The following is a 21,509-nucleotide window of genomic DNA, read 5'->3' on the forward strand; positions in this document are numbered from 1 at the left end:
CCGCCGATCAGACGGAACTCGTGGCGACCGGCCCGCGGCCCGCCGCCGGATCCGGGCCGCCGACCACGCCGTACCGGCCGAAGCGCACCCGCGGCGCACCGCCGGACGAGCCGGCGCCGCCGGACGAGCCGGCGCCGGCGTGTCCCGACATCCGCCGGCGCAGGCTGCGTGGCCGCATGTCGGCCCAGGTCAGCTCGATGTTGTCCAGGCAGTGCTGCCGGCTGCCCGTGACGGAGGTGTCGAACCAGCCGAGCGCGTTGGGTCGCCCGTGCGGCCACACCGAGTACTGCTGCTCCTGGTTGACGACCACCTTGAACGGACCCGTCGCGCCCGGCTCGGTCGGCGCCGGCCGCGCCGACTCGGCCACCGATTCCCCGGCCACCGATTCCCCGGCCACAGATGCCCCGGCCACAGATGCCCCGGCCATCGCCCGGGGCGTTTCGACGGTCGCCTTCCCGGCGGCGGTGTCGGCCGACCGGCGGCCGGCTCCGGCGTGGAACGGGCAGCTGTCGGCGACCGAGGCGTCGTCGCGCAGGTAGTACTGCTTCCATTCCCGGTTGGCCGGGTCGCCGTAGGAGCCGAGCAGCGGCGTCGAATCCACCTCGTCCGTCCGGGCGAGGCGTTCGCGAATGACTTTCCGTGCGGCCGCGCCCCGCGGGCTGGTCGGTTCCAGCCCGGTGAAGACCCAGCGCGGCTGGAACGTGATGGTGAAGACCGGACCGCTGCGGCTGCGCAGCCGCCGGTGCGCCGGCGTGTTGCAGACGACGAAGATGGGGGTGCCGCGGAAGCTGAACTCCCAGCCGGGATCGTCGGTGTCGGTCGGGATGTCCGACGGCCAGGGCTCGCCGTCACGGTCGTGCAGGTAGCTCAGGATCGACCAGAACCGCTGCTCGTAGGACAGGACGTCGTCGTTGTCCTGCCCCGCCGCCCCCTCGCCGGATCCGAAGAACACGACCAGCGAGGTGTCCCGCGATATCGACTGGTAGACCGACAGGTAGGTGGCCAGGATGTCCGGCAGGACGGACCAGGTCCGCTCGTCGCGCAGATCCTCGACGAAACCGAACCGCAGCCCGCCCCTGTGGGCCGCGGCCACCGCGAAGACGCAGGGAAAGGGCTCGCTGTCGGACTTCAGCGTCGCCATGATGTCCCGCGCGCATCCGGTGCCCCAGCCCGGCATCGGGCCGATGGCCAGATCCAGGATCTCCTCGCGCAACGCGTCGGTCGCGCCCGTCTGGCCGGTCTGGCCGGTCGCGCCGGCCGTGCTGCGCCCGCTGGCTTTCGGCGTGTCTCGCACTGTTTGTTCTCTCTTTGCTCAGCCGCGGGCCGATCCCGACCCGCGGTCGTGGGGTGCACTCAGTTCGAGCCGGCCGACGCGACTGCCGGTGAGGGAGGTGGTGCGGCTTCGTGTGGCCGTCCCTGGGAGGCGGGCACGGCCACGGGATGGCGGCGCGCGGCGCGGTTGCGCAGACCGGTGCAGACCCGGGCAAAACCGCTCAGATCCGCGCAGGCCTGCGCGGATCTGTCCAGGTCCGCGTCCGCGGCGGCGCCGGGCGGCGCTAGCCGAGACGGCGGCGCAGCTCCCGTTTGTCGATCTTTCCGACGGGGGTGAGCGGTAGCGTGTCGACGACCGTGAGCAGGTCGGGAAGCATGAACCGGGCCAGCCCGCGCCCGCGCAGGTACGCCTTGATCACCTTGAGGGTCAGCCCCGCCCCGGGTGTCAGGACGACGACCGCCCGGACGCTCTCGCCGACCTGCTCGTCCGCCGCCGCGACGACGGCCGCCTGGGCGATCGCGGGGTGGGCGAGCAGGTGCTCCTCGAGTTCGGTGGCGGAGACGTTCTCCCCGCCGCGGTTGATCACATCCTTGATCCGCCCCTCGACGACCAGGTTGCCGCTCGCGGTGAGCCGGACCAGGTCGCCGGTGCGGTAGAAGCCGTCGGGGCTGAACGCGGTCGCGTTGTGCTCGGCGGCCCGGTAGTAGCCGCGGACGGTGTAGGGTCCGCGGGTCCACAGCTCGCCGATCTCGCCGGGAGCGACGTCGGCACCGTCGCGGTCGACGATCCGGATCTCGTCGGCCGGCGCGAGCGGCCGGCCCTGGGTGGTGAAGGAGAGCTCGGCGTCCTCGTCCTGGCGGGTGTAGTTGAGCAGCCCCTCCGCCATGCCGAAGACCTGCTGGACGCGCGGGCCGAGGACCGCCGGGATGCGCCGGGCCAGCTCGGCGTCCAGCCGGGCTCCCCCGACCTGGAGCAGTCGCAGGCTGGAGGTGTCCGGTTTCTCCCACTCGGCGGCGTCGACGAGGATCCGGGCCAGCGCCGGCACGAGGGCGGTCACCGTCACCCGTTCCCGGGCGAGGAGCTCGAAGACGATCTCGGGACTGGGGGACGGCGCCAGGACCACCGTCGCGCCGACCCCGAGCGCTCCCAGGATGCCCGGGCACGCCAGCGGGAAGTTGTGCGCGGCGGGCAGCGCGGCCAGACAGACGTCCTCGGCGGTCAGCCCGCACAGCCCGGCACTGGCCGCCGCGTTGTACGCGTAGTCCCAGTGGGTGCGCGGTATGAGCTTGGGCTTGCCGGTCGTGCCGCCCGAGATGAGCAGCACCGCGACGCCGGCCGGATCAGGGGCCGGCAGGACGGGCGTCGACGGGACGGAGGTCGAGGGGACGGAGGTCGATGGGACGGAGGTCGGCGCCGCCGCGGCCCGGGCGTCCGCGCCGGCCGCCGCGACCGCGTCGATGCCGGTGAACCGACCGGCCTCGCCGGCCACCAGCACGTGGCGCACCGACGGGACCGCGGCGACGATCTCCTGGGCCAGCGTCCGGTGGTCGAAGCCCTCGTGCGTGTCCGGGATGGCGTAGGCGACGGCGCCGGCCAGCCGGGCCAGGTGCTCGATCTCGACCCGGCGGTGCGCGGGCAGCGCGAGCACCGGAATCGCGCCCAGCCGGAGGAGCGCGAACAGCAGCGTGACGAACTCGACGCGGTTGGGCAGCTGGACCAGGACGCGTTCGCCCGGGGCGAGACCGAGCCGGTCGAGGCCGACGGCCAGGTCGTCGACGGCCCGGTCGAGATCGGCGTAGGAGAGCCGGACCGGCCGGGACGGCGGACCTGCCACGACGGCGGTGGCGGAGCCGGACCGCTCGGCCCAGGCCCGCAGCCGGTCGCCGAGCGGCCCGCCCTCCCAGTAGCCCTCGGCCACGTAGCGACGGGCGACATCGTCCGGCCAACGGACCCAGCCGTCCACCGTGCCCGCCTCGGCGGGCGCGGCCGGCGCGGCCGTGACCAGCGGGGCGCCGCTCACCGTTCGCTCCCGGCCGTGCGGGCAGCGTCGGGCAGTCCAGCGTCGTCGGACAGGCCGGCCCTGTCGAGGATGGCGACGGGGTCGAGGATGGCGACGGGGTCGAGGATCGCGGCGGGGTCGGGCGTGTCGGCGGGGCCGGGCGGCCCGACCGGGTCGAGCAGCCGCGCCTCGATCTCGTCGTCGGAAAGGCAGGCGATCTCCCAGATGATCGCCGCGACACGATCGAGCCGGCCGGGGGTGGACTCGGCCGCGCGCATGGCCTGCGCAAGCGCGGCGACCGTCGGCGCGCCGAAGAGCATGCGGACCGTCACTTCTCCGGTGTCGAGCTCGTCGCGCAGCCGGGCCACCATCGCGGTGGCGAGCACGGAGTCGCCGCCGAGGGCGAAGAACTCGTCGGTGACTCCGAACGCTCCGGAGACCCCGAACTCCCCGGCGGCACCGACCGTGTCGGCGGCTCGGACTGTGTCGGCGGCTCGGACTGTGTCGGCGGCTCGGACTGTGTCGGCGGCTCGGACTGTGTCGGCGGCTCGGACTGTGTCCGTCACCCCGACCGTGTCGCGAGGCAGGATCTCCCGCCAGACTGAGAGGATCACCCGTTCCAGGTCGGAGGTCGGCGCGGTGGCGGCCGGCCGGGTCCCGTCCAGATCGCGCTCGAGCAGGGCGCCGACCGCCTTGCGGTCGATCTTCCCATTGGCGCTCAGCGGGAGTTCGGCCACCGCGACGACCCGGTCGGGCACCATGTGCGGGGGCAGGACGGCCCGCAGGCCGGCGCGGACCGTCGCCAGGTCCGTCTGGTCGGCCAGGTCCGTCTGGTCGGCCGGATCCGTCTGGTCGGCCGGATCCGTCTGGTCGGCCGGGCGCGTCTGGTCGGCCGGGCGCGGTGGCCCCTCCGCCGCGGTCAGGACGACGACGGCCCCGAGCGCGCTCGGATGTCCGTCCGCGCCACCGGTCAGCGCGGCCACCCCGGCGCGGACGCCGGGCACCGACGCGAGCGCCGCCTCGATCTCGCCCAGCTCCACCCGGAAGCCTCTGATCTTGACCTGATGGTCGCGGCGCCCCAGGAACTCGACGGTGCCGTCCAGAAGGTAGCGGGCGAGGTCGCCGGTGCGGTACCACCGCTCGCCCGCGTGGCGGACGAACCGGTCGGCCGTGCGCTCCGGGTCGCCCCGGTAGCCGCGGGCGACGCCGGCCCCGCCGATCCACAACTCGCCGACGACGTGGTCGGGGCAGTCGCGGCCCAGACCATCGACCACGCGCAGCCGCACGCCCCGCAGTGGGGTGCCGTAGGGCACCGAGCGCCACGCGGGCGGCACCGGCCCGCCCCCGACGACCTCGCAGACGGTGGAGTGGATGGCCGTCTCGGTCGTGCCGCCGAGCCCGAGGAACCGGCAGCCGGCGACGGCGGCCTCAAGCCGGCCGGGCAGGTCGACCCCGACCCGGTCCCCGCCGAGGAGCACCGCGCGCAGGCTGGCCCCCAGCGGCACCCCGGTGGCCAGGACCAGGTCCAGCACCGCCGGCACGCAGTTGAGGATCGTGACCCGGTGGGCCGCGATGAGCTCGGCCCAGCGGGTGGCCTCGCGCCGGGACTCCTCGTCCACGACGACCACCGCGCCGCCGGACGACAGCGGGGCGAAGACGTCGAAGACCGACAGGTCGAAGTCGAGAGCCGACACGCCCAGCGTGCGGTCGCCCGGGCCGAGGCCGAGCCGGTCGGCCAGGTCGTCAATGGTGTTCATCGCGGCCCGGTGGCTGACCTCGACGCCCTTGGGCTGCCCGGTCGAGCCCGAGGTGAACAGCACGTAGGCCGGTTCGTCCAGGCGGGCGGGATCGTCGGCCGCGCTCAGCGTGAGCGCCCCGGACGCAGTGGCCGCGCCGGCGGCGAGCGCGTCGTCGAGGCTGAGCGGCCGGACGCCGACCGGCCAGTCCGGCCCGGACGGTGCCGCCGACCCATCGGCGGACGAGGCGCGATCGGCAGACGAGGCCCGATCGGCAGACGAGGCGGTGGACGGCACGGTGATGACCGTGCGCAGGCCGGCGGTGTCGACGATCCGCGCGACCCGGGCCGCCGGCTGCTCCACCCCGATCGGCACGTAGGTCGCCCCGGCCGCCAGCACGCCGAGGATGGCGACGACCTGCTCCGGCCCCTTCGGCAGGCTGACGCCGACCAGGTCGCCCGGCCGCACGCTCCGGGCGACGAGCGCGCCGGCCACCGCCGTCGCCTGCCCGGCGAGCTCGCCGTAGGACAGCGACCGGCGCACCGGCGACTGTGCGCCGCCGGCCGGTGCGTCCCACACCAGGGCGGGTGCGTTCGGGTCGTCGCGGGCCGCCGCGAAGAACCCCTCGTGGAGCAGGCGGGTGGACAGCGGCCCGGCGATCGTGTTGACCCGGGCGCGCACCGCCCTCGTCGAGGCGTCGAGCAGGCCGTCGACGGGCTGGTCCCAGGCGACGGCGGCCGCGCCGGTCACCGCGCTCCCGTCGGTCGGGCCGAGGTCGGCCAGGCCGCGCACGAGCCGTTCGAACACGCTGAACATCGCGTCGACGACGCCGGGCGCGAAGGTGTCCTCGCGGACGTCCCAGTTGACCAGCATGCCCCCGTCGAGCTCGGTGACCTGGGCGTCGAGCAGGACCTGCGGGCCCTGCGAGATGATCCACTCCGGCTCGCCGAACTCCCGGCGCACCGAGGCGTCGAACAGCTCGCCGAGGCCGAGCGCGCTGGTGAACACGACCGGCGCGAGCACCGGTTCGCCGCGCAGGCGGCCCAGGTCACGCAGCACCTCGACGCCGGAGTAGTCGGCGTGGGCGGCGTCGGCGTGCAGCCGCGCCTGGAGGCGGCGGGCCCGCTCGACGAACGGGATGCTGTCGGTCAGGTCGACCTCCAGCAGCACCGAGCTGGTGAAGTCGCCGACGATCCGGTTGACGTCGGGGTGGATCGGCTCGCGGTCGAACAGGGGGACGTTGAGGAGGAATCGCGGCTGCGCGCTCCAGCCGCCGAGCACCTCGGCGAACGCGGTCGCGACGGCCATGGCCGGGGTGAGTCCGTGGCGGTGGGCCGCCCGGCCGAGGGCCGCACGGGCCGACGGCGGCAGCCGGAAGTGCCGCCGGGACACCCGGGGCGCTCCGCTCGGCGCGCCGGCGGCGCCCGGCTGCGGTGCCAGCGGGAGCTGCGGTGCCAGCGGGAGATGCGGTGCCAGCGGGAGCTGCGGTGCCCCCGGCAGGCCGGGCAGGCGGTCGAGCCAGGCCCGCCGGGCCTGCTCGGCCGCCGCGCGTGCGTCGACGTCGCGCTCCGCCCGGTAACGGCGGTAGGTGAAGGCCGGTGCCGGAGCCGGAGCGACCTCGTCCGGGCGCCCGTACTCCTCGGCCAGGTCGGCCAGCAGGACGCGGTAGCTGACCGCGTCGGCGGCGACCATGTCGACGTCGAGGTGGAACCGGGTGGTGCCGTCGGGCCGCAGGCTCAGCGCGGTCGAGAAGACCTCGCCCCGTTCGATGTCGAGCATCTGGTGGGACAGCCGGTCGCGCACCGCGGCCAGGCGCGCGGTGACCTCGTCGGCGTCCAGCTCGCGCAGGTCGTGCACGGTCAGGCCGCGCCAGCCCGAGCGCGCCTCGACGATCTGAGCGCCGTTGTCGGTGATCCGGGTCCGCAGCGCCTCGTGCCGCTCGACGAGACGCTCGATCGCGGCGGTCAGCCGGGCCGGCTCAAGACCGCTGCCGTCGAACTCCGTGTAAAGGTGGGCGGCGACGCCGCCGTAGGTCTGCCCGTCGCCGCGCCCGATCCAGTAGGCGTGCTGCATGTGCGCCAGCGGGAACTCGGCGCCGTCCATCTCGCCCTCGCCGGCCTCGACCCCGGCCACCTCGACCCCGTTCGCCTCCGCTCCGGCGTGGGGCGTCGCGACGGTCGTCGGGCCGGCCGGGGCCGGCTCGCCGGCAGGTCCTTCGGCCCCTGGCTGGCGCGCGGCTGCGGGCTGCCGGCTGGCCAGCAGCGTGAACCAGCCGTCCACAGTCGGGTTCTCGGCCAGCTCCGCGAAGTTGACCTCGATGCCGGCCCGCCGCCACTGCCCGACCGCGCGGATGAGCGCGATCGACTCCAGGCCGCGCTCGAAGAGGTTGTCGTCGTCGGCGAGATCGGCCGGGTCCTCCTCGACGAGCTCGGCGGCGATGCACCGGAGCCTCTCGAGATCGTCGACCGCGGTCGCCGACGCCGACGCCGGGACCGGGACCGGGTCCGCCTGGACGGGTTGGGCTGACGGGACCGGCTGGGCCGGCACGAGGAAGCGGCTGACGCTGCGCAGCTTCTCCTTCGTCTCCGTCAGCTCCCGCTCCGGGCGCGACGCCCCGACGACCCCGGCCCCGGCGCGCAGCCAGGTCCGGCCGCCGCGCTGGAACACCGTCCGCAGGACGAGGGCGGCGTCGAGGGCGCCGTCCGAGGTCGCGCTGATCACGGCACCGCTGTAGAGGCCGCGCGGCGACGGCTCGTAGCGCCGGATCGCCGCGCAGGCGGCGTCCTTGGGCACCCCGCTGGCGGTGACGGACGGGAAGACGGCCCCCAGGGCGTCCCACCCGTCGAAGCCGGCGGCGAGCCGGCCGCTGACCCGCGAGGCCAGGTGCTGCACGCTGCCCCGCTCGAGGACGGTCAGGAACTCGTCGACGACCAGCGTGCCCGGCGCGCACAGCGGCCGGAGCTCGTCCTGAGCCACCTGCACCGACACCGCGTGCTCGTAGATCTCCTTCGGGTCGCGCAGCAGCGCCTCCCGCCGGGCCCGGTCGCCGCCCGGGCCGTCCGGCCCGACACCGCCGTCGAACGCCGTCGTGCCGGCCAGCGGCTGGGTGGAAACCCGGCCGTCGGCGCCGACCTCGACCACGGTCTCCGGGCTGAACCCGATCGCGCGCACGCCGTCCAGATCGAGCAGGAAGGACCGGGCCGGGGTGTTGCCGCGCCGCCCCCGCTCGTAGGTCGCGACCAAGTCGATCTCGCCCTCGACGGGGACGACCCGGGAGAGGATCACCTTGCGGAACCGGCCGGCCTGGATGTCCTCGACGGCACCCGCCACGATCCGCCGGTAGTCCTCGGCGCCGTGGTCGAGATCGGCCAGCGGCTGCGCCGGCCCCGGCTGCGCGTCGGCCGGACCGCCGATGGTCTCGGCCAGCGTGTCGAGGTCGGCCGCCTCGGCCGCGCGCAGCAGCGCGCCGTCCGCCGCCAGCCGCGCCTCGCGGGCCGGGATGACCAGGTGGACGAGCGGGTCGGGGCCGACCGGCCCGGGCAGCCCGAGCGCCCGGGGTCCGAGTTCGAAGCCGGCCCAGCCGGCCGCCCGCCAGTCGGCGACCGGCAGGTTCGCCAGGACGCGGGCCAGGACGCGCAGCGGCGCGCCGTCGACCGCCTCGACTCGCCAGTCCTCCCCGCCCGCGCGGTACCGGATCTCGTCCCAGGACAGGACGATCTCGGCCAGGACGCCCGAACCGCACAGCCAGGCGCCGTCGTGCTCGTAGACGCTCACCGGTGCCGCGGCGTGGCGGGCGAACCGCGCCGCCGCCGCCAGCGGATCGCCGGCGAGCGGCACCGTCCGTTCGTGGTAGACCACCGACGCCGTCATCGCGCAGCGCCGGAGTCGACATCGCCGCGATTACCCTGCGCGTCCAGATCGCCCGCCGCCCCGCAGGCGGCCGCGCGGTCGGCCTCCATCCGGGTGATCAGGCTCGCCGGGCGTAGATCCGTCCAGTGGGCCTCGACGTACTCGAGGCAGGACGACCGGCTCGCGGCGCCGTGCACGCTCGTCCACCCGGCCGGTACGGGCGCGAATGTCGGCCACAGCGAGTGCTGACCCTCGGTGTTGGTCAGGACGAAGAAGCTGCCCTTGTCGTCATCGAACGGGTTGGTCGACATGAGGTGCCGTCTCCTTGAATCTCAGCCCGCGACATCCGTCGCCGTTTCCCTTAAGTAAGGTTTACCTAAAATTGACACCTTCGTCTACCCCCCGCCCGCCGCCGACAATCTCCCGTTCTCGGCGCGCGCCGGCCGGCTCAGCCTCGGCGTAGCTCTCCGCTGAGCAGCCAGATCAGGTAGAGACCGCCGATCGCGCCGGTGCTGAGCCCGACGGGCAGCTGGATCGCGTGCGGCAGCCGCTGCCCGGCGAAGTCCGCGGCCACCATGATCAGCGATCCCGTCAGCGCGGCGGGCACCAGGGACGTCGTCCCGGCCCGCACCAACCGGCGGGCTGTCTGCGGCGCGGCCAGCGCCACGAAGGCGATCGGACCCGCCGCCGCCGTGGCCACCGCGGTCAGGGCCACCCCGCAGACCACCAGCGACAGGCGCACCCGCTCGACCGGGATCCCCAGCGCGAGCGCGAGATCGTCCCCCAGCTCCACGATCTCGATGCGGCGGGCGAGGAGCAGGGTGATCGGCAGCAGGACGGCGAGTGCCGCCCACAGCGGGCCCGCGTACTCCCAGCTCCGGCCGTTGAGGCTGCCGACCAGCCAGCGCTGGGCCTCCTGCGCGGCGTCGAGCGAGGAGCGGCTGAGCAGGTAGGAGTTCACCGCCTCGGCGACCGCGGACACCCCGATCCCGACGAGGATCAGCCGCGTCCCCTGCATGCCGCGGCGGTAGGCCAGGGCGTACACGAGCAGGGCCGTGACGAGCCCGCCGAGGATCGCGCCGGCCGGGGTGCCGATCGGACTGTCGGGGAAGACCAGGATGACCAGAAGCGCACCCGTCGCCGACCCCGTGGTGAAACCGATGATGTCGGGGCTGCCGAGCGGGTTGCGGGACAGGCTCTGGAACAGCGCTCCGGCCACGCCGAGCGCGGCACCCACCCCGATGCCGATCACCAGCCGGGGCAACCGGAACCGCGTCACGATGATCTCCGCGCCCGGTGGGCCCGCGCCGAACAGGGTGCGCAGCACCTCGCCCACCGTCGCCGGGTACTCGCCGGTCATCAACGTCCAGACACCGAAGATCAGTACCAGCGCCGCCAGCACGACGCCGACCACGACGGCGCGCGGCCGGACCCGGATCGACACGCGGCCCGACAGCAACCGCACGGCCCGCCACGGAACCGGTTGAACCGGCTGAACCGGCTGAACCGGCGGCACCGGCGGCACCGGCGGCACCGGCGATCCAGTGTCGGCGGCGACCGCCCGGGTGCCTCCCACAGCGCCCCTGGCAGCGCCCCTCACAGCGCCACGGTCCGGCGGCGGCACAGGGCGATCAGGACGGGGGCTCCGATGAGGGCCGTGACGATCCCCGCCTCCAGCTCGCTCGGGGCCACGACGACCCGGCCGATCACGTCGGCCAACAGCACCAGGCCGGGCGCCAGCACCGCGGAGTAGGCCAGCACCCAGCGGTTGTCCGGCCCGGTGACCAGGCGGGCGGCATGCGGCACGGCCAGCCCCACGAACCCGATCGGCCCCGCGATCGCGGTGGCCGCCCCGGACGTCAACGTCACCGCGAGCGCGGCGACGGCCCGGACCGTCCCGACCCGAACACCCAGCGCCCGCCCGGTCTCCTCCCCCAGCGCCAGCGCGTTGAGGCTCGAGCCGAGACCCAGGGCAAGCAGCGCGCCGACCACGGCGAAGGGGCCGACCTCCCAGACGATGGTCATCGGCCGACCCGCGAGCGACCCGACGGCCCAGAACCGGTAGCGGTCGAACGCCTGCCCGTCGATCAGGAGGACGGCCCCGATGAATGCGGTCAGTGCGGCGCTGACCGCGGCGCCGGCCAGCACCATGCGCTCGGGCGACGCGGCCCGGCCGAGCGAACCGAGCGTGTGGACCACGACGGCGCTCGCCGCGGTGCCCGCCAGCGCGAACCAGACGTAGCCGGCCGGGGTGGACACTCCCAGGATCGCGATGGCGACGACGACCGCCGCCGAGGCGCCGGTCTCGAGCCCCAGCAGGCCGGGATCGCCCAGCGGGTTGCGGGTCAGCCCCTGGATGACCGCCCCGGCCAGGCCCAGCGCGAGGCCGACCAGCACGCCGAGCACCGTGCGCGGCAGCCGCAGCTCGCGCACGATGAACGCGTCGTCGCTGCCGTCGTCGTGGCCGAGCGCGTGCCAGACGGTACCCAGGTCGATCTGCTTGGCGCCCACGGCGAGGCTGAGCGCGACGGCGCAGGCGAGGACGCCCAGCGCGACGACGAACCCGAGGCCGCGCACGAGCGGACGGTGCCGGTCGGCCCCGCCGCCGGCCGTGGCGCTGCGCACCTCGGTCGAGGTCAGCATCGGTGTGCCGACCAGGTGCGCCAGAGCTGGGCGTACCGGCCGGACGCGGCCAGCAGGTCCTCGTGCGAGCCCCGCTCGACGACGTGGCCGTCGTCGAGGACGAGGATCAGGTCGGCGTCGGCGGCCTGGCTGAGCCGGTGCGCCACGACGACCGAGGTGCGTCCCGCCAGCACCCGCTGGGCGGCGGCCTCCAACTGCCGGGCGCCGCTGCTGCCCGCCTCCGCCGTGGCCTCGTCCAGGATCGCCACCGCCGGGTCCGCCAGCTGCAGGCGGGCCAGGGCCAGGTGCTGCGCCCGCGCCGGGTCGAGGGCCAGGCCGCCGTCACCGACGACGGTGTCGAGCCCGTCCGGCAGGGCGCCCACCCAGTCGGCCGCGCCGGCGGCGGCCAGCGCGTTCCACAGCTCCGTCTCGCTTGCCCGGGTCGCCGCGAGCCGGAGGTCCTCCGCGAGGGTGCCGGCGAAGACGTGGACCTCCTGGGTGACCAGGGCGACGGTCGCTCGCAGGGTGACCGGATCCGTCCCGGTGCCGCCGCTGCCGCCGACCCGGATCGTCCCCGCGCTCGGCGCGTGCACCCCGGCGAGCAGCTTGGCCAGCGTGGTCTTCCCGCCGCCGCTGCCGCCGACCAGCGCCACCGACCCGCCCGCCGGGACGTCGAAGCTCACGCCGTGCAGCACCTCCTGACCGGGCAGGTAGGTGTAGCGCAGGTCCCGCACCGCCAACGAGCCGTCGGCGGGCGCCGCGTCCAGGTCCGCCGGCGAGTCCGCCCCCGCGGAGGTGACCGGGTCCGGCGGGCGCGGTGGCGCGGGCAGGTCGGTCACCCCGACTATCCGGGCCAGGCTCGCGGTGGCGGACTGCAGGGTGTCGAGGAGGAACAGCGCCGAGTTCACCGGCCCGAACAGGTTCGCGAAGTACAGCGCCGCGGCGCTGGCCGCGCCGATGGTCACCGCGCCGTCGTCGACGAGCAGGAACCCGGTCACCAGGACGGCGCTGAGCCCCACCGCCTCGGCGATGTTGAGCCGGCCGAAGAAGCGGGTGTGCAGGCGGGTGAGCGCGACGGTCGCGGAGATGCTGCGGTCGATCCGGCGTTCCACCTGGTCGACGTGCGCGCCGGCCAGGCCGAACGCGCGGACGGTGGCCGCCCCGCCGACGGTCTCCAGCAACTGTTGCTGCTCCCCGCCCGCGGCCCGGCGGCGCGCACCGTAGATCGGGCCCGACCGCTGCACGTACCACCGTGCGGTCAGGGCCTGGATGGGCAGTGCGACCAGCGCGGCGACGGCGAAACGCCAGTCGAGGGCGGTGAGGCCGGCCAGGGTGAGGGCGATGATCAGCGCCGACTGGACGAACTCCGGGACGGCGCCGCGGACGGCCTCGCTGACCATCGCGATGTCCTCGGTGACGCGCGAGGTCAGGTCACCCGAGCCGCCCCGCTCGATGCGCTCCAGCGGCAGGTCGAGCGCACGGTCGACGAACGTCTCCCGGGTCGTCGCGAGGACCTCCTCGCCGAGGCGGGCGACGGCCGCCATCCCGGCGTAGGCCAACGCCCCCTGCCCGATCGCCGCCCCGGCCAGCAGCAGCACCGGCCTGGTCAGACCGGACGCGTCGCCGTCGGCGGCGAGGTCCACGATCCGCCCGAGCAGCGGAGCCGCCGCCAGGCTGCACGCCGCCGCGGCGAGCAGGCAGACCGCGGCGAACGCCGCCCGGGCCCGGTGCGCGGCCAGCAGCACGCGCACCGCGGCCCGGGTGGTGCGCGCGTCGGCGACCGGCAGAAGCCCAGCGTCCGGCAGGGGCTCGCCGGCCGGCACGCGCCCGGCGTCCGCGGGTGTGCTCATGCCAGCACCAGCTCGCGGTAGGAGGTGTTGGCGTGCACCAGGGTGTCGTGGCGGCCGTCGGCGCCGACCCGGCCGCCCTCGACGAACACCACCCGGTCGGCCACGGCCAGCAGCCCCGGGCTGCTGGTGACGATCAGGGTGGTGCGCCCGGCCCGCAGCGCGCGCAGGCCGGCGCCGATCTCCGTCTCGGTGACCGTGTCCACCGCCGTCGTCGGATCGTGCAGGACGAGCACCGGCGGGTCGGCGTGCAGCGCCCGCGCGAGCGCGACGCGCTGACGCTGGCCACCCGACAGCGACCGGCCCCGCTCGGCGACGGGGGTGTCCAGCCCGGCCGGGAAGACGGCGGTCATCTGGTCGACCCGGGCGGCCCGCACCGCGCGGGCCGGGTCGCCGGGACGACCCGCGACGATGTTCTCCCGCATCGTTGCCTCGAACAGGCTCGCGTCGTGCGGGGACACCAGGACGGCCTGGCGCAGCGCGCTGGGCGCCAGCGCGGTGAACGGCGTCCCGTCGAGCAGGATCCGCCCGTCGGACGGGTCCGCCTCGCGGGCGAGATAGCGCACGAGGGCGCCGGCGGTGGCCGGGTCGGCGCAGACCACGCAGACCAGCTCGCCGGCCTCGACGGTGAGGGTGACGCCGTCGAGGCCGCCGCCGCGCACCTCCGCCAGGGTGATCTCGCCGGTGATCGACGGGCCGAGCCCGGCCTGCCCGAGCGGGGTCGCCGGCGCCGCCTCCAGAACACCGCCGATTCGCGTGGCGGACGCCCGGCCGGCGGCGAGCACCGCGATGATCTCCCCGAACGTGCTCAGCGGCGTCAGCAGGAACTGGGCGAGCCCCACCGCGGACACCAGCTGACCGACGGAGATCTCGCCCGACGCCGCCAGCCGGCCGCCGACCAGCGCGACCAGCGCGAGGAACAGCCCCGTCACCGTGGACAGCGCGCCGGCGTGCCCGGCCTCGGCGCGGGTGGTCGGCAGCGTCGCCGCCAGCGAGTCGCGGCTGACGGCCCGGTAGCGGGCCCGCCCGGCCTCCTCGGCGCGGATGCCCTTGAGGACTCGCACGCCGCGGACCAGGTCGACGGCGACGCCCGCCGCCCGCGCGGCGCTGTCCTGCTGCACCTCCGCCCGGCGTTCCAGCGGGATGCTCAGCCACCGCGCCACCAGCAGCAGCACGGGCGTGCCGAGCAGGACGAGCAGGCCGAGCGGCACCGAGACGACCAGCAGCGCGATGCTGGCGACCCCGATGCCGACCACCGCGGCGACGCCGTGCGGCAGCAGGAAGTTCACCCTCGTCGTGCGCCGGACGTCCGCGGTGGCGATGCTCACCAGGGCGCCCGCCGGCAGGTCCGTCCGGGTGGTGCCGCGGTCGTCGAGGGCCCGCGCGGTGACGGCCAGGCGCAGGTCCCGATCGGCCCGGACGCCGCCGAGCAGCGCGACGCGCATCCCGAACCGCCAGCACAGCGACAGCACGGCGAAGTCCACGACCAGCACGGCCAGCCAGAGCAGCAGCCGGGCCCGGTCCCCGGTGGCCGTGGCCTGGTCGACGGCCACGCCGATGAGGACGGGGACGAGCGCCTCGCCGCTCTGGTAGCCGATGAGCAGCGTCGCGGCGGCCACGATCCGCCGCCGGTGCGCGAGCATCGACCGGCGCAGCACGGCGGGGGTCATCGGGCCCCCGCGGACGGCTCGGCCATCGCCACCGCGATCCGGCGTGGGCCGGTGTAGGGCTCCCGGCCGTGGGCGACGGACATGTTGTCGACGACGAGCAGGTCGTCGCGCGCGTAGTCGAAGCGCACGGACGCGGCCCGGTAGCACTGCCGCAGGTGCGCGACGACGTCGTCCGGGATCACCCCGCCGTCGCCGTAGCGGGAGTTGTTCGGGAAGCCGTCCGGTCCGTAGGCGTCGAGCAGCACCTCGCGGACGTCCGCGGGCAGGCTGCTCTCGTGAAAGATCACGACGTGGTTGAACCACACCGGCAGGCCCGTGACCGGATGGCGGTGCACGGCGTCGCGCACGGCGGTGGTCCGCAGCCCGTCGGCGCCGAGCCACGTCGGCGTCAGCCCGCCGCGGGCGCACAGCCGCTCGACCTGCGCGCGGCTGTCGGTGTCGAAGGCGGTCCGCCACCTCAGGCCGACGTCCTCGCCGTAGGTGCGCACGGCCATCCAGCGGCGGCGCTCGAACTCCGCGCGGACGTCCGGGTCGATCATCTCGTGCACCGCGTGGACGTGGGCCAGCGGCGTCGCGCCCTGGGTCAGCGCCGGCTCGACGCAGTGGAAGAACAGGGTCAGCGGCCAGGTCGCCTGGTAGGACATCTCGTTGTGCAGCGGGATCTCCGCGGCCGGCGGGTAGTCCGTCGAGGTGTAGACGTTGCCCTTGATCACGCTGCGGGGTGAGGACTGCTCGGTGTACGGCAGCGGCGTGCCGGACAGCGCCCGCACCGCCTCCTCCAGCCCCTCGGCCCCGCCGACGTCGAACCCGCGCAGCAGGACCGCCCCGCGGGCGGCGAGGTGGTCGCGCAGCCGGTCCCGGTCGCGGCGCAGCAGGTCGACGACGGGCCCGTCGCCCTCGACGACCAGGGGAAGCCCGGTGGCGCCGGGACCGCCCGCCGGCCACCCGATCGCGTCCGTCATGGCGGGTTCGGCCCTTCTCGCTCGGCTGTGCGGATCGGTCGTTGCGGTGGAGGGGAGGTTCGTCACGGGCGCAACGCCTGCGCGACGAGGGGGCCGACGGCCGGCAACGCCGCCGGGGACAGCAGGTCCTCGTGGGCGAGGTCCACGGCATGGACGCGCAGCCCGCCGGCGACGTAAGGCGCCCAGTCCGTCGGGTCGGCCGGTGTCTCACCGGGCTCGGGCAGGGCCCGGACGAACTCCACCCGCCCGCCGTACCGCCGGGGCTTCACGCCGGTGTCGACCGACGCGACGGCCAGCAGGCTGCGGGCCGCCGCGCCGATGCGCCGCTCACCGGCGCCGGCCAGCAGGCTGCCGGTCCGCTCGGCGAGGGCGTGGGCGACGGCGGGGGTGACCTCGTCCGGGTGCAGGTCGTCGACCGGATGCCCGGAGCGTTGCAGCAGGGTGTGCAGAAAGCGGGAGACCGTGTTCACCGGCTCGGCGGACGCGGCGCCGCCTGATGCGGCACCCTGGCCGCCTCCCCCGCCTCCCCCGCCTCCCCCGGCGTCCCCGGCGCCACCGGCGTCCCCGGCGCCACCGTCCAGCTCGGGATAGCCGTCCAACATGACGATCGACGGAACCTCGCGGCCCCGCGCCTCAAGCTCGCAGGCGACCGCGTGGGCCAGCACGGCGCCCAGGGACCAGCCGAGCAGGTGGATCGGTCCGCTGGGTTCGGCCGCAGCCGCGACGTCGGCGTAGCGCTCGGCGATCGCGCGGACCGTGGGCGGCACGTCCGGGTCGATCTCGGTCGCCTGCAGGCCGTAGACCGCCCGCTGCGGGCCGAGATAGCGCAGCAGTCCGGCATAGGTCCAGCTCAGGCCCAGGCCTGGATGCACGCAGAACAGCGGGGCCGCCGTCGTGCCCCGGTCCCGCGACGGCGGGCGTTGCAGCGGCAGGAGGGTGTCCAGGGCGGTGTCCGCCACCAGGTCCGCGGTCCCGTCCAGGCGACCGGCGATGCCGGCGGGCGTGGGCGCGCGCAGGATAGCGCTCAGCGGCAGGTCGGCGCTCAGGTCCCGGCGGATGCGCACGACGAGGCGGGCGGCGAGCAGGGAGTGCCCGCCGAGGGCGAAGAACGAGTCGTCCGGGCCGACCTCCGGCAGACCGAGCAGATCGGCGAAGATCTCGCACAGCGCCCGCTCCGTGTCGTTCGCCGGGGCTCGGCCGGTGGTGGCCCCGCCGGTGAACGTCGGCGCGGGCAACGCCCGGCGGTCCAGCTTGCCGTTCGGCGAAACCGGAAACGCCGCCAACACGACCACGGCCGCAGGCACCAGATAGTCCGGCAACACCACCGCCGCAGCGGCACGAAGCCCATCAGGGTCGACCGTGCTGGCGTGATCGGCGGTGACGTAGCCGACCAGACGGGTGACACCACTGTCGGTACGAGCAACCACCACCGCCTGGCCCACCCCAGGCAGCCCACCCAACACCGCCTCGACCTCACCGGGTTCCACCCGATAGCCACGGATCTTCACCTGCTCGTCCGCTCGGCCCAGGAACTCCAACGTGCCCTCGGGCTGCCACCGCACCAGATCCCCCGTCCGGTACAGCCGCACCCCATCCCCGAACGGATCCGCCACGAACCGCGACGCCGTCTCCCCCGACCGACCCGCATAACCACGCGCCACACCCGCACCACCCACATACAACTCTCCCGGCACCCCGACCGGCACCGGCAACAACCCGCCGTCCAACACAAACGTCCGCAGCCCCGCGACCGCCCGGCCAATATGCGGCCCTGAACCGCTTTCCACGGATGTCCACGTCGCATCCACCGTGCACTCCGTCGGACCATAAAAATTCAACCCCAGCACACCCGCCGAACCCAGCGCATCCCACAACCGGGTACCCACCGCCTCCGCCCCCGTCGCCACCACCGAAGGCACCCACTCACCGGACAGCAGACCGTCGTCGACCAGCAGTTCCAACAACGACGGAGGCACATCCACGAAATCGATCCGCTCGTCGCGGACCAACCGCACGATCCCCGCCGCATCCCCCATCAGACCATCCGGCAGAACATGCATCGCATGCCCCGCCAACATCCACACCAGCGGATCCAACGACCCGTCAAACGCGAACGACAAAACATTGAGAACCCGCAACCGCCGGCCACCCAGCCGCCCCACCACCGGATCGATCACCGTTGCCCGATGCGCCAACGCCAGATTCACCAGACCACCATGCGTACCCACCACACCCTTCGGCCGCCCCGTCGACCCCGACGTGAACACCACATACGCCGCCGAACCCGCACCCACCCCCGCGCCACAACCCGAACCCGAACCCGCATTCGTATTCGTATTCGTATTCACCTCCGGCCAGGAACCCGGGTCGTCCACCAAAATCGTCCGACCCGAGAATCCCGCCTGCGCCACCCGATCCGCCACCACCGACGACGTCACCACCACCAACGGAGCCGCCTCCCCCACCACCACACCCACCCGCGACACCGGATGCGCCGGATCCACCGGCACCACCACACCCCCCGCCTTCCACACCGCCACCATCACCACCACCACCTCCACACCCCGCGGCACCACCACCCCCACCCGCACCTCAGGCCCCACCCCCACCGACACCAGACACGCCGCCAACCGCGACGCAACCTGATCCACCTCACCAAACGACAACGACACACCCCCACACACCACCGCCACCTCACCACCACCAGCAGCCACCACCCCATCCCACACACCCACCACCGACGAGAACGAAACCGGATGCTCCGGCCCCACGTTCTCGGCGGCGTTCTCCGCCGCGAACCGCGGCGGTGCGGGGACGGCGAGCCGGGCGACCGGCAGCGCGTCGGGGGCCTCCACCATCGCCGCGAACACCTCGCCTAGCAGCTCGCCCACCTCGCGTGCGCGGTGCGGGGCGAGGAGCCCGCGATGGTGCTCCAGCTGCAGTCGCAGCTCGGCGCCGGGGTCGGCGACCAGCGTGAGGGGGTAGTGGGTCGCGTCCTCGGTGCGCGCGGCGGTGATCTCGACGCCGAGGGCCGCCCGGACCCGGTCGATCGCGGCGTTGTCGACCGGATAGGACTCGACCACCACCAGGGTGTCGAACAGCGCTCCGAGCCCGGTCAGCGCCTGGACCTCGGCGAGCCCGAGGTGGTGATGGTCCAGTGTCTCGCTCTGGGTCCGGTGCAGCCGTCCCAGCAGGGCGGCGACCGTCTCCGCCGGGTCCACCGTGACCCGGACGGGGACGGTGTTGATGAACAGGCCGACCATCGACTCCACCCCGGCGATCTCCGGCGGGCGGCCCGAGACCGTCGCGCCGAACACCACGTCACCGCGCCCGACGAACCGGCTCAGTGTGATCGCCCAGGCCGCCTGGACGACGGTGCTCAGCGTGACGCCGCTGTCGCGCGCCAGGCCCCGCAGGCGTTGCTGGATGTCCGCGGCGAGCGGGACCGGGATATGGTCCGGCGCCGCCGCCGTGACGTCCCCGCCCGGAGCCCCGGCTCCGGCCTCGCCCGCGTTCCCGACCATGGGAGTGGGCGGGGCGGCGGGAGTGCGTGGCACGGTGGCAGGAGTCGGTGGCACGGTGGCAGGAGTCGGTGGGGCGGTGGCGGCCAGCAGCGTCGGCTCGGTCAGCCCGTCGAGGACCCGACGCCAGACCGCCAGGGACTCGTCGCGGTTCCTGGCCGCCAGCCACGTCAGGTAGTCCCGGTAGGGCCGGGGCCGTGGGGCCGGCACCCCGGCGTAGAGGGAGAAAAGGTCTCTGAGCAGCAGGGGCGCCGACCAGCCGTCCAGCAGGATGTGATGACTGGTGATCACCAGCCGGTGTGCCCGCGGCCCCGTCCGGATGAGCAGGAAACGGATCAGCGGCGGCGCGTCCATGACGAACGGCCGGGCCCGCTCCGCCGCCGCCAGTCCCCGAACCCCCGGACCGGAGCCACCCGAGCCGGCACCGGCACCGGCACCGGCACCGGCACCGGCACCGGCCACAGTTTCGGCCTCAGCCTCGGTCCAGGGCACGTCGACCTGGCGCAGCACCACCTGCACCGCTCCGGTGGGGACGACGACGAACGCCGTCCGCAGGTTGGCATGCCTGTCCACGAGGGCCTGCGCGGCGGCCCGCAGCCGCGCGGGGTCCAGTGCCCCCTCGAGTTCGAGGATCGTCTGGACGGTGTACGCGGCGTCGCTGTCCGCCATCGCGTGGAAGAACAGGCCTTCCTGTAGGGGGGCGAGGGGAAGGACCTCCTCGATGTTGGAGCGGTTCACGGGTACGCCATCTCTCCTCGAACGCGTGGAGCGGGCTCCAGTCGAGCGCCGTCATACGGGCCTTCGGCCATTCGGTTGCACGGCCATTCGGTTGCACGGCCATTCGGCCGACGGGGCGGCCGGTCACCGGGCTGGCCAGGTAGCCGGGCCTACCGCAGCGCGTCCCCGATCTGGGGCACCAGAGCCTTGATGGCGTAAGGGATGCTCAGCACCGAGGCGAACGAGAGCGCGAGCCCGGTGTTGTTGTCCGGGAAGACCGCCCGGTTCTCCGTGACGGCCGCCATCCGCGCGATCTGCGGGTACTCGGCGAGCGTCTTCTCCTTCGGCAGACCCTGCTGGCTCAGGACGATGACCACGTCGGCGTCCGCGTCGGCCATCCGTTCCGCGGACAGGCTCACGAAGGCCTCCTCCGTGCCCAGGCTCGTCACATATTTCGACGGGGTGAGCCCGAGTGCCGTCACGACCTGCGTGCGGGTGTCCGCCGACGAGTAGACGGCGACCTCTCCCTCCCAGGCCAGCAGAATGGTGACGGTGCGACCGGCGAACGTGGGGTTGTCCGCCGCCGCCTTCTTGAGGAGTGCCTCGGTCCTGCTGACCAGCGCCGCACCGTCGGTCTTGCGGCCGACCGCGGTGGAGATGACGTCCGTGGACTGCTGCCACGGCACGGAGTTCGGGTCGCGGTCCGGCGGCAGGCCGACGGTCGGTGCGAACGCGGTCAGCGACTTGTACTCGTCCTTGTCGCCTCGGGACTGCACGTCCAGAATCAGATCCGGATGCAGCCGGCCGACCTGCTCGTAGTCGAACGGCGGGCTGAAGAACTCCGGTGTGACGGTGCCCAGCTTCGATTCCGCCCAGACGCCGACGCCGCGCTTCATCTCCTCGGTGAACTGGAACACGCCGATCGGCACGATACCCAGGGCGAGCAGGACGTCGTGATCGGTGCGGCCGAGCGAGAGGATCCGGCTCGGCGCCTTCGGGATGGTCACCGTCCCGAACGTGTCCCTGATGGTGACCGGAAACGCTCCCGCGGCCGTTCCGGCTGTTCCGGCCGTGCTGGTCGCCGTCGGACCCGTGGTGTCCCCGCCGCAGGCGCTCAGCAAAGCGGTGGAACCCAGGGCAGCGCCGAAGAACAGGATGTCGCGACGACTCCGTGGGCGTCCACCAGTCACGGGGATGTGCATGCGTTTGTCCTCGTCTCGTGGCAGTCGTCAGGATCTGCCAGCAACTAGGAGTAGCTAAGGAGAGCCGGTCTCATTGCTCTTGACGGGGAGCCGACCGCCGGGTTCACGGCG

Annotated in this window: 11 protein-coding genes; all 11 read right to left on the reverse strand. The window is 74.3% G+C overall.

Annotated elements, in window-relative coordinates:
* Positions 1-7: 7 nt before the first annotated feature.
* Positions 8-1,294, reverse strand: a complete 1,287-nt coding sequence (locus FRAAL_RS35080; RefSeq protein WP_011605286.1) for a YqcI/YcgG family protein — start codon at positions 1,292-1,294, stop codon at positions 8-10.
* 262 nt (positions 1,295-1,556) lie between these two features.
* A complete protein-coding gene (locus tag FRAAL_RS18185; RefSeq protein ID WP_011605287.1) occupies positions 1,557-3,293 on the reverse strand; it encodes a (2,3-dihydroxybenzoyl)adenylate synthase in 1,737 nt (578 codons plus the stop codon).
* On the reverse strand, positions 3,290-8,878 hold the full coding sequence (locus FRAAL_RS18190) for a salicylate synthase (protein ID WP_011605288.1): 5,589 nt from the start codon (positions 8,876-8,878) through the stop codon (positions 3,290-3,292). Before FRAAL_RS18190 ends, FRAAL_RS18185 begins: the two co-directional genes overlap by 4 nt.
* Positions 8,875-9,168, reverse strand: coding sequence for an MbtH family protein (locus tag FRAAL_RS18195; protein WP_011605289.1), 294 nt, complete (start codon positions 9,166-9,168; stop codon positions 8,875-8,877). Before FRAAL_RS18195 ends, FRAAL_RS18190 begins: the two co-directional genes overlap by 4 nt.
* 137 nt (positions 9,169-9,305) lie before the next feature.
* On the reverse strand, positions 9,306-10,301 hold the full coding sequence (locus FRAAL_RS18200; RefSeq protein ID WP_011605290.1) for a FecCD family ABC transporter permease: 996 nt from the start codon (positions 10,299-10,301) through the stop codon (positions 9,306-9,308).
* A 152-nt stretch (positions 10,302-10,453) separates the two neighbouring features.
* Complete coding sequence (locus tag FRAAL_RS18205; protein ID WP_011605291.1) at positions 10,454-11,500, reverse strand: FecCD family ABC transporter permease; 1,047 nt, start codon at positions 11,498-11,500, stop codon at positions 10,454-10,456.
* Positions 11,494-13,329: an ABC transporter ATP-binding protein gene (locus FRAAL_RS18210; protein WP_050997168.1), complete on the reverse strand. Its 1,836-nt coding sequence runs from the start codon at positions 13,327-13,329 to the stop codon at positions 11,494-11,496. The genes FRAAL_RS18205 and FRAAL_RS18210 overlap by 7 nt, the downstream gene beginning before the upstream one ends.
* A complete protein-coding gene (locus FRAAL_RS18215; protein ID WP_041939459.1) occupies positions 13,326-14,996 on the reverse strand; it encodes an ABC transporter ATP-binding protein in 1,671 nt (556 codons plus the stop codon). Before FRAAL_RS18215 ends, FRAAL_RS18210 begins: the two co-directional genes overlap by 4 nt.
* Positions 14,993-15,958, reverse strand: coding sequence for a TauD/TfdA family dioxygenase (locus tag FRAAL_RS18220; RefSeq protein WP_011605294.1), 966 nt, complete (start codon positions 15,956-15,958; stop codon positions 14,993-14,995). Before FRAAL_RS18220 ends, FRAAL_RS18215 begins: the two co-directional genes overlap by 4 nt.
* Before the next feature lie 62 nt (positions 15,959-16,020).
* Complete coding sequence (locus tag FRAAL_RS18225) at positions 16,021-20,217, reverse strand: non-ribosomal peptide synthetase (RefSeq protein ID WP_011605295.1); 4,197 nt, start codon at positions 20,215-20,217, stop codon at positions 16,021-16,023.
* 149 nt (positions 20,218-20,366) lie between these two features.
* Positions 20,367-21,203: an ABC transporter substrate-binding protein gene (locus tag FRAAL_RS18230; protein ID WP_011605296.1), complete on the reverse strand. Its 837-nt coding sequence runs from the start codon at positions 21,201-21,203 to the stop codon at positions 20,367-20,369.
* Between the last annotated feature and the right edge of the window lie 306 nt (positions 21,204-21,509).

The organism is Frankia alni ACN14a (genome assembly GCF_000058485.1).
GTDB lineage: Bacteria > Actinomycetota > Actinomycetes > Frankiales > Frankiaceae > Frankia > Frankia alni.